The following is a 15,481-nucleotide window of genomic DNA, read 5'->3' on the forward strand; positions in this document are numbered from 1 at the left end:
GGAGAGCGTCGAAGCTTTTTGGAAAAAGCTTCACCAAAAACTTTTATTCACGGGTTCTTTTCAGGCCTGGTCGATTGCCCAGATGGCGAAGGCCTGCACCAAAGCGACTTCTTCCAGTCTTTTGAAGCGGCCTGATGAGCCGCCATGTCCAGCTTCCATATTGATGCGGCACAGGAACGGGCCGCCGGACGTCACTTCCCGCAGCTTGGCGATCCATTTTGCGGGTTCCCAGTAGGTCACGCGTGGATCGGACAGGCCACCCATCGCCAGAACCGGCGGGTAGGCCTTGGCTTCGATGTTATCATAGGGCGAATAGCTGGCGATCAGGTCGTAGGCGGCGGGGTCTTCCAGCGGATTGCCCCATTCCGGCCATTCCGGCGGTGTCAGCGGCAGGGAGACGTCGGACATGGTGTTGAGCATGTCCACGAACGGCACCTGCGCGGCGATGCCCGCGAAAAGCTCGGGCGCCATGTTCGTGATAGCCCCCATCAGTAGTCCGCCAGCGGAGCCACCCTGCGCGACGATGCGTCCGGCTGAACCATAGCCTTCCGACACGAGATGCCGGGCGCAGGCGATGAAATCAATGAAGGTGTTGGGCTTCTTCGTCCCGCGTCCGTCCAGAAACCAGTTCCAGCCCTTTTCGGACCCGCCGCGTACATGGGCGATGGCATGGATCCAGCCCCGGTCCACCAGACTGAACACGGTCGTGGAGAAATCGGCGTCCATGGCGATGCCGTAGGAGCCATATCCGTACAGAAGCAGCGGTGCCGAGCCGTCCAGAGCCTGACCTTTGCGCATTAGCACCGTGATGGGAACCTGCGCGCCGTCCGGGGATGTCGCAAACAGGCGGCGCGTTTCGTAGCGGCTCGCATCATGGCCGGACGGGACTTCGCGGATCTTGCGCAGAACGCGCTCGCCGCTCGCCATGTCGTAATCGTACCAGTGCGCCGGATTGGTCGGTGACTGGTAGATGTAGCGCAGGATCGGGGCGTCATATTCCAGCGTGCCCAACATCGTCAGGTCATAGGCAGGTTCGTCCATGCCGATGGCCTTGGCCTGCGCACGTATATCACCTTCCGTGCCTTTGGGGATAACGAGAATATGGATGTTCCCGTCCCGACGCTCGGCCCAGGCCAGATGCCCGCGTGAGGCGCTGGCCCCCAGCAGATAATGCCCCTCGCGATACGGCACGAACGGCGTCCAGTTCTCGCGTCCCGTGGCCGTGTCAGGCGTCTGCATGAACTGGAAGTCCACAGCCCCGCCCGCATTGGTCAGGATGATGAAACGGTTGTTCCAGTGTGTCAGGGAATAGCGCTCGCCCCGCACCAGAGGGGCCGCCACGAAGGGCAGGGCCGTCGGGTCGGAAGCCGGGATGAGCAGCGTCTCGTTCGTATCATGGTCACCGCGCTCGATGACGATCCACTTGCGGGATGCGCTGATGCCGATGCTCAGGAAGAACCCAGGATCGGTCTCGTCAAAGACCAGAACATCCTCGCCCCCCGTCAGCGGACGGCGATAGATCTTCGACGGGCGGCCATTGTCGTCGCGATAAATCCAGAACAGCCACTGGCTGTCCGGCGAAATGGCGAAGCTGCCAGTCGTGCTCGGCACTGGCGGAGCGCAGAGTTCACCCGTCTCCAGATCCTCAACCTGAATGCGATAGACCTCGGAGCCCTGAATGTCCTCCGCATAGACGAAATAGCGGTGATCGGGGGAATGGTCGGTCTGTGAGAGTGCGTAATAGTCATGCTGCTTCGCCAGAGCATCGGCATCGAGCAGCACCTGCTCTTCGCCACCGCCGCGTGGACGGCGGACCCGCAGGGGATGCTGGGCGCCGTCCTCGAAGCGGACATAATATTCCCATGGGCCATCCGGGACCGGCACCGAGGATTCTGCCGGCGGGATGCGGCCGATCATTTCCTGAAGCAGAGTCTCGCGCAGCGGTTCCATGCCAGCCAGCGCGGCTTCCGCATAGGCGTTCTCCGCTTTCAGATGCGTGGCGATGTCTTCGCGCAGGACGGATGGGTCCCGCAGGACCTGCTGCCAGTTCTCATCCTTCATCCAGGCATAGGAATCCGTGCGGGTCCGGCCAAGCTGCGTGATCGTGATGGGATCGCGTCTGGCAACGGGCGGAACGGGAGCGGCGGAGGGCGCATCGGGGATCTGTGACATGGGGTGAACTGTGACGCAGAAACTGTGCCCGTTCAATCCATGCGTTCGGGCAAACGCAGGTGAATATCCGGCCTGATAAAACAGAGGTTTCAGAAAGTTCCCGCATGACGGCCATGAGAAAAAAGGGGGCGTTACAAGAAACCGCCCGGAGCCTCATGTGTTACAAATGCAACGGAGCATCCCAGGCGATGTTCCAGACCAGGTGAGTTCTGTTTCTTCTCTCATGACAGGAGCAGATCGTCCTGTAGAAAGAAAGAAGAGTACCATGATTTCGAACAAATATTTCGCTGTTCTTGCCGCTGCTGGTCTGTCCATTTCCGGTGCCGCATTTGCGCAGGGTATGCCGCCGATCCCGCAGAGCAGCCCCGTCCCAACGATTCCGGCCGGAACCCAGGCCACGCTGCCGTCTGCCAATCTTCAGGCCGTTGCCGGTGGCAAGAATGTTCTGAGCGCTGCATCGCCGGGAACACTGGGCGTCGATGGTCTTCCGTCCATCCAGAACGCGCAGGCTGGTAACGTCGCCGGACTGACCTATTACTGCACGCATCACAAGCTGGTGCTTGGTACGTCCCCGATCGTGGCCGCCCGTACGCTGGCCAAGCGCCCGGATGTCCAGAATGATCAGTTCTATTCGCTGGGTGGCAAGGGCATGCTGCAGATGCAGGGCGGAAACGTCTTCGACATCGGTACGCTCCCCAAGGACAAGCGCGTCATGACGTGTAATGACCTCATCAAGAAGGCCCAGTCTCTTGGTGACTCGGCTGTCGTTGGCCACTAAGGTCTGATGACGTCGTGAGGGGAAAGTCCTCATGAAAAAAGCCCCGGCTTCTGGCCGGGGCTTTTTTGTGCGCAGAGCGGGGGAAAGACTCAGCCTTTCAGGCGTTCCATGAGCTGGATGCCTTCGGGATTGCCGAGGACAGCGGCCTTTTCCTGACGGGTCAGCCGTTCAAGCGCCACCTGAAGCGACGATGCCTCCCGCAGCTTCACCAGCCCGACCAGCAGATTGGCATCAATCGGACTGCCCGGTTTACGGGGCGGGGGCAGGGCGCCTTCATGTGCTTCAAGCAGGGTGTGATCCTGACGCAGAGCGGCGAAAGCCTCTTCGGGCGGTGCATTCGGATCATGGGCCGCACGCTCGCGGGCCGCATCATTGGCCATGGCAAGCTGGAGGATTGGCGGCGGTGCGGTCTCTTCTTCGATCAGCAGAAGACCGGCCCGGCGCAGTTTCAGTCCGACGTCCCGGCTTGCCGTGAGCGCTGCCAGCGGAATGGCCAGAATCAGTCCGAGGAGCACGGGCGTCATCCACAGGAACAGCGCCTGCGACACCGACCAGGCCGCGATGGCGAGAAGCAGTCCGAACACCGTGTAGATCCAGTAGCCATGCGCGACTTCCTTCAGCGAAACGCGCCCGTCCTCGCGGTTCTGGGCGTTCCAGCCGGAATCACGCCCAGCAGGATCGAAATCACGCCGGACGTCTGGATCAGCATGGCGATCGGCGCAATCAAGCCCCCGATCAGTGTTTCCAGAACGATCGAAACCGCGAGCCGGAATACGCCACCCGAGCCACGCAGGGCAGCGCGGTCGAACAGCATGGCAATGAACGCCAGCGCCTTCGGTGCCAGCAGGATGCCCATTGTTCCGATGAAGACGAGCTTTGCCTGAACCGGATCGACACGCGGCCAGTGCGGGTAAAGCGTCGGCTTCGAGCCGAAATATTCGGGATGGTAGAAATGCGACTGCAGCGAGATCAGAATGCCGAACAGCAGGAACAGCAGCCAGAGCGGCGACATGACATAAGAGCCGATACCCGTCAGCATGTGGACGCGGCTGACCCAGTGCATGCCTTTCGTGCCGAGGATCTTGCTGTGCTGCAAATTGCCCTGACACCAGCGTCGGTCACGGATGGCGACATCAGTCAGGGAAGGGGGGCTTTCCTCATAAGACCCGAACAGACCCGGCACCATGTGAATGGCCCAGCCGCCACGGCGCATGAGCGCGGCTTCCACGAAGTCATGGCTCAGGATGTGCCCGCCGAACGGTGCACGGCCTTTCAGGTGTGGCAGACCGGCCTGTTCGGCAAAAGCCTGCGTGCGGATGATGGCGTTATGGCCCCAGTAATTGCCTTCCGAACCATGCCACCAGGCAATGCCATGCGCGATCAGCGGTCCATAGACGCGGCCTGCGAACTGCTGCATCCGGGCAAAGAGCGTTCGGCCACCCACGATGACCGGCAGGGTCTGGATCAGGCCCACGCCGTCATGCTGCTCCATGGCCGCCGTGATGCGCACGATCAGGCTGCCATCCATGACACTGTCGGCATCAAGCGTCAGCATCTGCTGATAGGCCGAACCGAACCGCGTCACCCAGTCGCCCAGATTGCCAGCCTTGCGGTCGACGTTCTTGTGACGGCGACGATAGAAGACCCGCTTTTCGCCATTCGTGGCCTTCCGGAACTCCAGAAATGCCCGCTCTTCCTGCACCCAGACGTCCGGATTGGTCGTATCGGACAGGATGAAGAAATCGAAGGCGTCGATCTGACCCGTTGCCAGAATGCTGTCATGAATGGCGCGCAGACCGGCGAGAACCCGCGTCGGATCCTCGTTATAGGTCGGCATCAGGACGGCGGTACGGTTTTTCAGCTCTGGAAGCGGTCCGGTGCGATGGATGCCAAGCTCGAGCCCGCCGCGTCGGATCAGCGAGACGAACCCGCCGAGACAGGACGTGAAGGACAGGGCGATCCAGAAGGCGAGGATTGCGAACAGGATCAGGATGATGACGCCGAGTGCCGAGACACCCAGCGAGTTGAAGACCTGATTGATCCTGTAGATGCCGTATCCCGTCAGCAGCAGCGCGCCACCGAACACGAACAAACGGCGCATCCACAGGAAAGACGGTGTGGTGGGCAGGGTGCGGAAGGGTCTGCCATGACGGTCCGGCTGCTGGCGAAGGTTCTGCACCTTCATCGCAAGCGGTGCCTCGGGCGGCAGGAACGGAGCGGCGGCCGGATCAGCGGATGGGGGAAACTCGGTCACGGCGTCCAACGGTACATCCATTTCTCTGAGATCGGACCCTGATCGCCGGCGAGCTGGGCCTGTAGTTCACACATCTTCGCATCACCGGGCACGAATTCGAAGGTCGTGCGCCAGCCCTGGATTTCCGGGTTCGGCTCGACCACCACATTGCGGATCGTGCCGGGCGAAGCCTGCGAAATCAGATGGAAATTCGCACCCTGAGGCACGTTCTGGAAGGGCGCGCCGGTAAAGTCGATCGCGAAGAACCGTGCTTCCGGATGATCGGTCACGCCACCGGTCCGCGTTGCCGCCACGCGGGCGAGCTGCGTCGGCCAGGGCGTGTCCCAGCCCCAGTACATCCGGTAGATGTAGCTGTATTCCTGACCGCCCTTCATGGGCTGCCGGGGACGCCAGAAGGACACGATGTTGTCGTTCACTTCATTCGGCGTCGGGATTTCCACGAGATCGACGGCACCATCACCCCAGTTGCCGATCGGCTCGATCCACAGCGAAGGGCGCTTCTGGTAGTTGAGCGCCAGATCCTCATAGTCGTGGAAGGAGCGCTTGCGCTGCATCAGGCCGAAGCCGTGCGGACTACTGTCCTCGAAGGCCGAGAACTGGAGATCGGTCGGGTTGATGAGCGGACGATAAAGCTGCTGCCCGGCACCCGTCCAGATCTGGAGCGCTTCGCTGTCATGTGCCGCCGGACGCCAGTCATCGACGTGGTTGTGTTCGTTGGCGTCGAAATAGAACATCGCCGTCAGGGGCGCGATGCCGGATTCCGTGATATCCGTGCGCGGGAAAAGCGAGGACTGGACGTCAAAGACGGTCGTATCCCCCGGACGGATGGTGAAGCGGAAGGCACCAGTCAGGGACGGGCTGTCGAGCAGCGCGTGAATGACGATGGACTCTACGCCGGGCTCCGGCTTCTCCAGCCAGAACTCGCGGAACAGTGCGAATTCCTCGCCCTTGGGATTGCCCGTGCCGTCTGCGAAAGCGCGGGCTGACAGACCGTAATTCTGCCCCTTGGCCACGGCGCGGAAATAGGACGCACCAAGGAAGACGGCACATTCTTCCATGACGCCGGGCGTGTTGATCGCATAGCGCAGACGCAGGCCCGAGAAGCCAAGATCGTCCGTGACGCGCAGGACGGGGTTGGAATAGGTGAAGACATCGGGATCGTAAGGAATGGGCGTGGACTGCCCGGCCACGACCTCGTTCATGCCGATCCGCGGCTTGTACAGGAAGCCGCGCGGGAAAAATTCCACATCGAACGCCAGGTTCTGACCGTGCCACAGGGCCTTGTCGGGATTGAAGGCAATGCTGCGGAACTGGTCGAAATCCATGTTCGCGATGGCATTGGGCAGTGTGGGCGATGGTGGAGAATAGGGCTTTTTCGACAGGCGCTGCGCCAGAATCCGGACCGTGCCGTCATCAAAGGGCGTCGACTGGGGCGCGGCCGCGCCAGAAGGTGTGGTGGCGGCAGTGGACTGGGCATGGGCCATACGGCTGGCTGTTCCCAGAAGGGTCAGTCCGGCCCCAAGCTTGACCAGATCACGGCGCAGGATACTCATGCTTTTCCCAATATCCCAGTTTCTCAGGCGTTTTCGAAACGAAATGCGATCTTCCAGCGATACGCCGGAAGCTTTTCGTTGCGAAGTGCCCTTCTATGATGAGGATGCCATTTCACAAGGGCTGGCGCGGCCTTTTTATGGCATGCGCTCTTAATGACACATTATTGTGAAATCTGTTGCTGCAAGACATCAAGTAACGGAACGTTACAGGCTAATTCGGATACGGATGTTTCCGTTATTGCGTCAAGCTGCGGAACCCTGAACAGGATGCGGGTTTTGCCAAAGCGCGCAATATCGCGTTCGTTCCCCGGATTAGGTGGCCCGACCGGCACGACACCCAGTACCGGAATATCCCGTCGCCGCAGGGCTTCAAGGCTCAGGAGCGTGTGGTTGATCGTCCCCAGTCCGCTGCGCGTGACCAGCACGACCGGCAGGCCAAGGCTTTCGATCAGGTCCACGAGCATCATGTCCTCACGCACCGGCACCATCAGTCCACCCGCGCCTTCCACGACAAGCGGTCCCTGAACCTGTGGCAGAACGAGCCGCCCCGGATTGACCGTCACGTTTTCCAGATCGCCCGCCGCGAGCGGGGCAAGCGGGGCCTGAAACGCATAGGCGGGAGGGATGATCCGCGCAGGAGACAACCCGGCAAGGTCTCGGACGGTAGGCGTATCGCCTTCCTCATCCGCAAGACCGGTCTGAAGCGGTTTCCAGTAAGTGGCGTTCCAGGCGCGGCACAGAATGGCGCTGACCAGCGTCTTGCCGATCCCGGTATCCGTTCCCGTGACGAAAACCCCGCGTTGAAAATTCATGGCTCTGTCCTTTCCGTTTTCACGCCGGATTTTACGAATGTCCCGATGCCGATCTGATAGGTCACGCTGGAATGCGTGCGGTCAAAATGCCGCATGGCCCGGCGCAGGGCCGCGGTGCTGGCGGGCGTGCTGCCAGCGCGCGGAACCGACGCTCCGATTTGCCGCAGGCCCCGCAGGAAGTCCCGCGCACTGCCGACGGGATCGTGCAGCGTTAGCACCTCCCATGTTCCTGCACCGCCCTCGGGCCATTCGGTTTGCACCGTTGACGCGGATGGATAATCCGGCACGCCACATGGCGCGCCTTCTGCGAGACAGGCCTGTTTCCATTCGTCCAGACTGCCCTGCAGCAGCGTCGTGACCATCAGTCGCCCCTGTGGCGCCAGCAGGTCACAAAGCCGTCGCAAGCCGTCGCTCCGGTTCGAGAACCATTGCAGGCACAGGCTGGATGCAATCAGATCGAACGGTCCGGAGATATCCGGATGTTCGGCGTCCATGACGTGAAAGCGGATGGTCTCATCCGAAAGCCGCTGACGTGCCCGGGCGATCATACCGGGCGCCAGATCGGTCGCGAGCAGGCTGGCCTGCGGAAAATGATCCGCCAACTGGGCCGTTAGAAAACCGGTGCCGCAGCCAAATTCCAGAATGGAGGTGGGGACTTGGACCTCCGTTGCGGCCCGGATGCGATCCATCAGTGCCGTGGCGCAGCGGCGCTGGATATGGGCGGCTGCGTCATAGTCCTCAGCCGCATCAAACCGCGCGGCAATGCTGCTGCGACGCAGGATATCTTCAGGAGTGTCAGCGCGGGTCATCGAGCCACCGCCGCACGAAATCCGCGCAAAGTCCGGAATGGGTGAGGGGCAGCAGATGGCCGCCCTCAACTTGTTCGCCGGGTGTCGCAAAACCTGCCTTCGCTGCGCCGAACGGATCGTCCATGCCCGTCATCCAGTGCAGCCGGTCCTTCCAGTCGGCAGCCTGTGGGCGATGATCTAGAGTCTGAAGCGCTTCCAGCCCCCGATCCAGTGCATCCACATCCGGCGTGCTGGGAAGAGGTACATCCGTTCCACAGAGAGCACGGAAATCATGCAGAACGGTGGCCGGATCACGTTTCAGGCGTGCGCGCATCCGCGTCAAAACCCGTTCTGGTGTCCCGTCTGGAAAGTCCGGCGTGGCTGTGAAACGCGGAAAGCCGTTGAAAAAGACCAGCCCCTCACATCCCGGCAGGTCCTGCCCCAGCAGCGCCAGTGATCCGGCCGAATGTCCAACAGCTAGATAGGGCGTTTGCGGCAGGGCCGGGCGCTGTTCCGGGCCGAAATAACCGCAATCCACGACCTGCACTTTCACATCCGGCAGATGCGCCAGCATTGGCGCCCAGAAGGACGCGTCAAACCCCCAGCCGTGCACAAGATAAAGCGCCCGTGTCATGCGGCATCTCTTGTCAGAGCGATGACAGCCTGTCCCAGACGATCGATTTCCGCATCGCTCAGCCCGGCATGCAGCGCCAGTCGTAGCCGCGCGGTTCCGGCTGGAACGGTCGGCGGCCGGATCGCCACGGTCAGGAAACCGGCTTCTTCAAGCCCGGTCGCCACGGCCATGGCGCGTTCGGACTCTCCGATCAGGACAGGAACGATCTGTGTCGTAGAGTCTGCCGTGGACAGTCCAGCCCCATGCAGCATGGTCCGAAGGCGTTCCGCCTGCCCGAGCAGCAGGGCGCGTTCTTCATCCAGATCCGGCACGACATCCAGCGCCGCATCGATCGCCCCCAGAACTGCAGGGGGCAGGGCCGTGCTGTAAATGAAGCCCGACGCATGGTTCACCAGATAGTCGCAAAGCGGTTTTGAGCCCGCGACATACGCGCCCATCCCGCCCAGCGCCTTGCTGCATGTTCCCATCGTCAGATCGGCCATCCCACAGGACAGTCCGCGACCCTTCGGTCCCAGAACGCCGGTCGCATGGGCCTCGTCCACATAAAGGAACGCGCCCGCGCGATCCGCCAGCGCGCGCAGGGCCGGGATATCGGCGTGGTCTCCGTCCATGGAGAACACGCTTTCCGTCACGATCATCCGCAGGCCGGGTTTTTCGGCCTCGCGGGCCAGCAAAGTTTCCAGATGGGACAGTTCATTATGCCGGAACCGGATCTGCCGCACACCGGCCGCCGCACAGCCATGATGCAGGCTGGCATGGTTCAGCCGGTCCGAAAACACCAGCATCGGCGCGCCCGTCCGGGCTATGGACAGCGCACAGAGCGCAGGCATGACGGACGCATTGGCCTGCCAGCCCGAGGCGAACAGGATCGCGTCCTCACAGCCCTTGAACACGGCCATTTTTGTCTCAACCCGCCGGTGCAGATCCAGCGTTCCGCTGACCAGCCGCGAGGCCCGTGCACCCGTGCCAAAGCGCAGCGCCCAGTCCGCTGCCCGTTCCCGCAGCAGGGGATGATCCGCCAGACCCAGATAGTCGTTGGACGAGACATCCAGCATCCGTCGTCCGTCGCGGACGATCATCCCGTCCTGCCGAAGCACAGGGCGCAGGTTCCGGCGCGTTCCGACAGCCTCGCGTTCAGTCAGAGTGGCTGTAAAATGGTTATCGAACAGGCTCATTCGCGCTCCCGCAGCACGTCCACGATGGCGGTTGTCAGGCAGGTGAGCTCTTCGGGGGTGATGGTAAAGGCAGGCGTCAGATAGACGATCTTCCGGAAGGGCCGGATCCAGACGCCACGTTCCACGAAGGCCCGGCGGAGCGCATCGGGGTCGTCCAGCGTCTCAAGCTCCACCACGCCGATTGCACCAAGGACGCGCACATCCTTGACGCCGGGCAGCGTGCGGCAGGGCTCCAGCTCCCGCGCAAGCTGGGCTGAAATCGCCGTGACCTGCTCCAGTCGTGGCTCGGTCTCGAACAGGTCCAGCGACGCATTGGCGACTGCGCAGGCCAGCGGATTGGCCATGAAAGTCGGACCGTGCATCAGGGCGTGCCCGGCGTTGTCGGACAGGAACGCCTCGAAGACATGCCGCCGGGCCACCGTGGCCGCCAGCGCCATGGTTCCGCCAGTCAGAGCCTTCGAGAGCGCCACGATATCGGGCACGATTTCGGCCTGCTCACAGGCGAACATCGTCCCCGTGCGTCCGAAGCCGGTGAAGATTTCGTCGAGGATCAGCAGGATGCCATGCCGGTCGCACAGCTCGCGCAGACGCTGCAGAACTTTTGGGTCATGGAACAGCATGCCGCCTGCACCCTGAACCAGAGGCTCCGTGACCATGGCCGCGATGCTGTCGCCGCGTTCCATCAGCAGGGCCTCAAGCCGCGTCAGACTGTCCGCCTCCACGGGCAAATCAGCGAGAACCTGTTCGGGCAGAACGCCGGCGAACAGGCTATGCATCCCTTCCTCGGGGTCACAGATGGACATCATGCCCAGCGTGTCCCCGTGATAGCCCCCGCGGAAAGACAGGATCTTCGTCCGGCCTTCTGTGCCCCGGTTGATGTGGTACTGCACCGCCATTTTGATCGCGACTTCCATCGCGACCGATCCGGAATCGGTAAAAAACACCCGCTCCAGATCGTCCGGCAGCATCGCCGCCAGTCGCGCGGCCAGACGGATTGCCGGTTCATGCACCATGCCGCCGAACATCACATGCGGCATCCGCTCCGCCTGCCGGACCAGCGCCTCATGGATATGTGGGTGGCTGTAGCCGTGACACGCCGTCCACCACGCCGCCACGCCATCCACAAGCTCGCGGCCGTCCGCAAGTGTGATCCGGCTTCCCGAAGTGCTGACGGCTTCCACGGGGAAAGGCGCGGTCTGCATCTGGGTGTAAGGCAGCCACAGATTCGGCTGGTCAGCGGCGGTCAGGTGAGAAGTGGACGGAGCGGTGCGAGACATGGCTTGCGTTTTCCCGCATGGGTGGGGGGTGAGTCCATCCCCTGCGTTTCTATGGGGCCATAGCACAGGGCGGAGATCGTTCCGCAGGTGGCATGCCGTATCATAAAAAGGTCACGTTTTGTCAGGCAACGATGTGGCATCACCCCCGTTAGTGGAGCGTTCCAAGCCACCGGAATCCTGAAGAGGGGACTGTGCGGAACGTGAAAACATTCTGTGCTCCCGGCGCGGGAGTCATGACGAGGTTGAAGACCAATGCTGAGTTCCAAGGTCATTCATGTTGATGGCGTTTTTCTGGGGACGGCCATCGTGAGTGCAAGCCTGAATACCCTGCGTTTCTATGCCACACATGAAAGCGTGCGTGCCCTGCACAATGCCTGCATGCCGGATTTCAGCATGCTTTATGCCCAGGTCAAAAGCCTGTTCAACCGCAGCCGCCTGTTGGCCCCGAAGGCTGCCTGATGTCCTGCGGCACATCAGGTGCCGCAGAATGTATTCCTGACCGTCTCATGCGGGGCAGGCGGTGCGTCGAGGCCGTCTGTCGCGTCCTCAAATGAATGTGACAGCGCCGCGACCAGACGGTGGAACGGAGCATAATCGCCCGCCACGGCTGCCTGGATCATCTCTTCAATCCTGTGATTGCGCGGAATGATGCGGGGATTGGTCGCCTGCATGTCGGCATGACAGGCTTCGACCGATCGCTCTTCCCGACCCAGCCGCTCCTGCCAGTCCCCGATCCAGTCTTCGATTCCGGAACCGGGATTGAACAGCGCCACCAGAGTCTCGGTCTGTCCGGTCCGGACGACTTCACCAAGCTGCCGGAATGTCAGCGTAAAATCCGCTTCGCCGCGATGCATGGCTGTTAGTAGGCGTCCTGCCAGCCGGGCATCTCCGTCTTCCTCCAGCGCCAGACCCAGCTTCCGGCGCCAGCCACCGAGATATGTGTCGTTGAACACGGCATCGAAGCGCATCAATGCGCTCTTGGCCTTTTCAATGGCCTGCTCGCGGTCATTGTCCAGCAGGGGCAGAAGCGTTTCTGCCAGCCGTCCAAGGTTCCACAGCGCCATGTCCGGCTGGTTCCCGTAGGCATAGCGCCCGTTCTGGTCGATGAAGCTGAAGACCTTTGCCGGGTCATAGGCGTCCAGAAACGCACAGGGACCGAAATCGATGGTCTCGCCCGCGATGGACATGTTGTCCGTATTCATGACGCCATGAATGAACCCGACCAGCATCCAGCGCGCCACCAGATCGGCCTGCCGGACTGTGACAGCTTCCAATAGCGCCAGATAGGGATTTTCGGCGTCTTTCAGCTCTGGATACAGGCGCCCGATGACATGGTCCGCAAGGATACGGACGCCTTCGATGTCCTCCTGTGCCGCGAAATACTGGAACGTCCCGACGCGCACATGGCTGGATGCGACCCGCACAATGACGCCGCCGGGCTGCATCGTCTCGCGGACAACGTTTTCACCCGTCGTCAGGGCGGCAAGGGCGCGTGTCGTGGGGATGCCGAGTGCATGCATGGCCTCGCTGACCACGTATTCCCGCAGAACGGGCCCCAGAGCCGCCCGTCCGTCTCCGCGTCGTGAAAAAGGCGTCGGTCCGGAACCTTTGAGATGAATGTCCCGAAGCCGTCCCGCCCGATCCAGAGGTGGTCCCCATTTTTCGGACAGGACGATAAGCTATCATCTGGCCTGAACGAGGACGGGTTTTATGGGCAAGGTTACGCGGAAGAGGTATGCGGCAGAGTTCAAGTCACGGGTTGCGCTGGAGGCGATCCGTGGGGAACTGACGCTGGCGGAACTGGCTTCGAAACATGGAGTGCATCAGACGATGATCGCACAGTGGAAACGGCAGGCGATCGAGGGGATGGCGGCGACCTTTTCCGGGAAGACGGTGGCTGAGCCGCCGGTCAGCCCTGCTGATGTGGAGAAACTGCACGCGAAGATCGGCCAGTTGCTGGTGGAACGGGATTTTTTGCGGGATGCCTCTGCTCGGTTGGGCGTGATCAGAGGCGGCAGATGATTGACCCGAAGAGAGCATGCCTGCCGATAATCCGGCAATGCACGCTACTGCAACTCAACCGGTCGGGCGTCTACTATCGGCCTGTGCCACAGAGCGAAGCCAATCTGGAGCTGATGCGGCTGATCGACGCCCAGTTCCTGGAAACGCCGTATTATGGCTCACGGCAGATGACATGGCATCTGCGCCGCCAGGGACATGAAGTGGGCCGCAAGCGGGTCCGGCGGATCATGGCGATCATGGGCCTGCGGGCGATCTACCAGAAGCCGCGCACGACCGTGCCCCATCCGGAGCATCGGAAATATCCATATCTGCTACGGGATCTGGTCATCAATCGGCCTGACCAGGTCTGGTGTTCCGATATCACATATATTCCCATGAAACGGGGATTTCTCTATCTCGTGGCGATCATGGACTGGTTCACGCGCAAGGTCCTGTCCTGGCGTCTGTCGAACACGATGGACGTGGAGTTCTGTATCGAGGCGCTACAGGATGCCCTCATGCGCTATGGCGCCCCGGACATTTTCAATACTGACCAGGGGTCGCAATTTACGACACCCCGTTTCAGCGGGATACTGGAAGAGCGTCAGATCCGCATCAGCATGGATGGGCGCGGTCGCTGGCTGGACAACGTGTTCATCGAGCGCCTGTGGCGGTCGCTGAAATACGAATGCGTCTACCTGTACGCGTTCGAGACCGGATCAGAGCTGAGGGCCGGGCTTGGCAGATGGATCGCCCATTATAACGAAAGGCGTCCGCATACGGCGCTGGCTGGACGAACGCCCGATGAGGCGTATCATAACGTGCCGACGCCATCTGGTCCGGGGTTAACCCCGGACCAGAGGGCCAACAGCAACGCCGTCAGAAGGGCGGCATAACAACAACCGGGTATAGCTTATCAAGCCCGCAAAACTGTCCGAACGGACGGGACCACCTTTACCTGCGGATCACGCGGCGGTGCCGGAGTGAGAGGCGCGGAGAAGCGTTCGGGAAGGGAGGCGTAGATGCGGGAGAACTGCATCGTTTATCCAATCAGGACTGAAGAAGTCTCCCTTCAGATGGGCCATTCCCCGTCAAAAGGGAAGGGGACCGGCTGGAAAGCAGTGCTCGTTCAGCAGCTCCGTTAGCCAGTCCGTGAACACTTCCAGCCGCCGGGAAAGATGCTTCCGGTGGGGATAGAGCAGCGTCATGGGAAGCGGAGCCGGACGCCATTGCGGCAGAACATCCACAAGCTCGCCTTTGTGGATATGAGGCAGCACATCATAAGCCGGAAGCTGGGCCAGTCCCAGTCCGGCGAGACAGCACGCTACGGCGCCTTCTGCACTATTGACCGTTACCCGTCCCTGAAGCGGCATGCTTTCTTCCCGCCCGTCCGCTTCCCATTCCCACTCCTCGATCCTGCCGGTGGATGGAGACGCATAGAGAATGGCCTGATGGCTGGGGAGGTCTTCAAGCGTACAGGGTGTACCCTGCCGGGCCAGATAAGCAGGGCTGGCCACGTTGAGAACAGGCAGCATCCCGAGCCTGCGTCCGATCAGGCTGGAATCCCGCAGCGGCCCGACGCGCAGCACGCAGTCAGTGCCGTCTTCGGCCAGATTGATGCTCCGGTCGGTCATCCCAAGCTCGATATCCAGACCCGGATGGCGCTCCAGGAATTGCGGCAGGGCCGGGGCTACGATCAGTCGGCCAATCCTTCCGGGCAGGTTGACCTTCACATGTCCCCGCGTTTCCTCCCGGCGGAGACGGAACTGGTTTTCGGCATCCTCGAAATCCACCAGAAGGCGCAGCGCATTCTGGTGGAACAGCTTTCCGTCCTCCGTAAGCCGGACGGAGCGTGTCGTGCGGGTCAGGAGTTGGGTTCCGAGCCGGTTTTCCAGCTCCTGCACAGCGGTTGAGACGGTGGAGCGCGGCATCTGAAGCGTGTCGGCGGCGTGGGTGAAGCTTCCGCTTTCCGCAACCCGTACGAAAATGCGGAACAGGTCTATGCGGTCCATCATGCCTCCGACGTCAGGACATCCG

12 protein-coding genes and 1 pseudogene are annotated in these 15,481 nt (G+C 61.6%); 3 read left to right on the plus strand and 10 right to left on the minus strand.

Translation table 11 applies throughout. From position 1 onward, the window contains the following. Positions 1–60: 60 nt before the first annotated feature. Positions 61–2,172, minus strand: a complete 2,112-nt coding sequence (locus ACJ2A4_RS09820) for a S9 family peptidase (RefSeq protein ID WP_408872684.1) — start codon at positions 2,170–2,172, stop codon at positions 61–63. A 265-nt stretch (positions 2,173–2,437) separates the two neighbouring features. On the opposite strand from ACJ2A4_RS09820, the gene ACJ2A4_RS09825 reads away from it, so the two are divergent. Further along, a complete protein-coding gene (locus tag ACJ2A4_RS09825; RefSeq protein ID WP_408872685.1) occupies positions 2,438–2,950 on the plus strand; it encodes a DUF2501 domain-containing protein in 513 nt (170 codons plus the stop codon). An 89-nt stretch (positions 2,951–3,039) separates the two neighbouring features. Here ACJ2A4_RS09825 and mdoH read toward each other — a convergent pair. The 7 genes and pseudogenes from mdoH to ACJ2A4_RS09860 all read right to left on the minus strand — a co-directional run bounded on the left by mdoH (position 3,040) and on the right by ACJ2A4_RS09860 (position 11,443). Continuing rightward, positions 3,040–5,225: pseudogene (mdoH, locus tag ACJ2A4_RS09830) on the minus strand (glucans biosynthesis glucosyltransferase MdoH). Further along, positions 5,201–6,757 carry a glucan biosynthesis protein gene (locus ACJ2A4_RS09835; protein WP_408872686.1) on the minus strand — a complete coding sequence of 519 codons (1,557 nt, stop codon included), beginning with the start codon at positions 6,755–6,757 and terminating at the stop codon, positions 5,201–5,203. Before ACJ2A4_RS09835 ends, mdoH begins: the two are co-directional and overlap by 25 nt. Positions 6,758–6,918: 161 nt before the next feature. Next, complete coding sequence (gene bioD, locus ACJ2A4_RS09840) at positions 6,919–7,569, minus strand: dethiobiotin synthase (RefSeq protein ID WP_408872687.1); 651 nt, start codon at positions 7,567–7,569, stop codon at positions 6,919–6,921. Continuing rightward, positions 7,566–8,378: a methyltransferase domain-containing protein gene (locus ACJ2A4_RS09845; protein WP_408872688.1), complete on the minus strand. Its 813-nt coding sequence runs from the start codon at positions 8,376–8,378 to the stop codon at positions 7,566–7,568. Before ACJ2A4_RS09845 ends, bioD begins: the two co-directional genes overlap by 4 nt. Next, positions 8,365–8,991, minus strand: a complete 627-nt coding sequence (locus ACJ2A4_RS09850) for a biotin synthase (protein ID WP_408872689.1) — start codon at positions 8,989–8,991, stop codon at positions 8,365–8,367. The genes ACJ2A4_RS09845 and ACJ2A4_RS09850 overlap by 14 nt, the downstream gene beginning before the upstream one ends. Beyond that, positions 8,988–10,166: an aminotransferase class I/II-fold pyridoxal phosphate-dependent enzyme gene (locus ACJ2A4_RS09855; RefSeq protein WP_408872690.1), complete on the minus strand. Its 1,179-nt coding sequence runs from the start codon at positions 10,164–10,166 to the stop codon at positions 8,988–8,990. Before ACJ2A4_RS09855 ends, ACJ2A4_RS09850 begins: the two co-directional genes overlap by 4 nt. After that, complete coding sequence (locus tag ACJ2A4_RS09860) at positions 10,163–11,443, minus strand: adenosylmethionine--8-amino-7-oxononanoate transaminase (RefSeq protein WP_408872691.1); 1,281 nt, start codon at positions 11,441–11,443, stop codon at positions 10,163–10,165. Before ACJ2A4_RS09860 ends, ACJ2A4_RS09855 begins: the two co-directional genes overlap by 4 nt. Before the next feature lie 252 nt (positions 11,444–11,695). On the opposite strand from ACJ2A4_RS09860, the gene ACJ2A4_RS09865 reads away from it, so the two are divergent. Next, the gene (locus ACJ2A4_RS09865) at positions 11,696–11,902 is read left to right on the plus strand and encodes a hypothetical protein (RefSeq protein ID WP_408872692.1); all 207 of its coding nucleotides are present in this window, start codon (positions 11,696–11,698) and stop codon (positions 11,900–11,902) included. A 14-nt stretch (positions 11,903–11,916) separates the two neighbouring features. Here the strand turns inward: ACJ2A4_RS09865 and ACJ2A4_RS09870 are convergent, their stop codons facing one another. Then, the gene (locus ACJ2A4_RS09870) at positions 11,917–13,119 is read right to left on the minus strand and encodes a protein adenylyltransferase SelO (RefSeq protein ID WP_408874151.1); all 1,203 of its coding nucleotides are present in this window, start codon (positions 13,117–13,119) and stop codon (positions 11,917–11,919) included. 34 nt (positions 13,120–13,153) lie between these two features. On the opposite strand from ACJ2A4_RS09870, the gene ACJ2A4_RS09875 reads away from it, so the two are divergent. Continuing rightward, a protein-coding gene (locus tag ACJ2A4_RS09875) for an IS3 family transposase (protein WP_408872693.1) occupies positions 13,154–14,340 on the plus strand; the annotation gives its coding sequence in 2 pieces (ribosomal slippage) (positions 13,154–13,424 and positions 13,424–14,340; 1,188 coding nt in all). A gap of 195 nt (positions 14,341–14,535) precedes the next feature. Here ACJ2A4_RS09875 and ACJ2A4_RS09880 read toward each other — a convergent pair. After that, positions 14,536–15,456, minus strand: a complete 921-nt coding sequence (locus ACJ2A4_RS09880; protein ID WP_408874152.1) for a LysR family transcriptional regulator — start codon at positions 15,454–15,456, stop codon at positions 14,536–14,538. Positions 15,457–15,481 lie beyond the last annotated feature (25 nt).

The sequence above is a fragment of the Gluconobacter roseus genome (assembly GCF_046058915.1).
In the GTDB taxonomy this organism is placed as follows: domain Bacteria; phylum Pseudomonadota; class Alphaproteobacteria; order Acetobacterales; family Acetobacteraceae; genus Gluconobacter; species Gluconobacter roseus_A.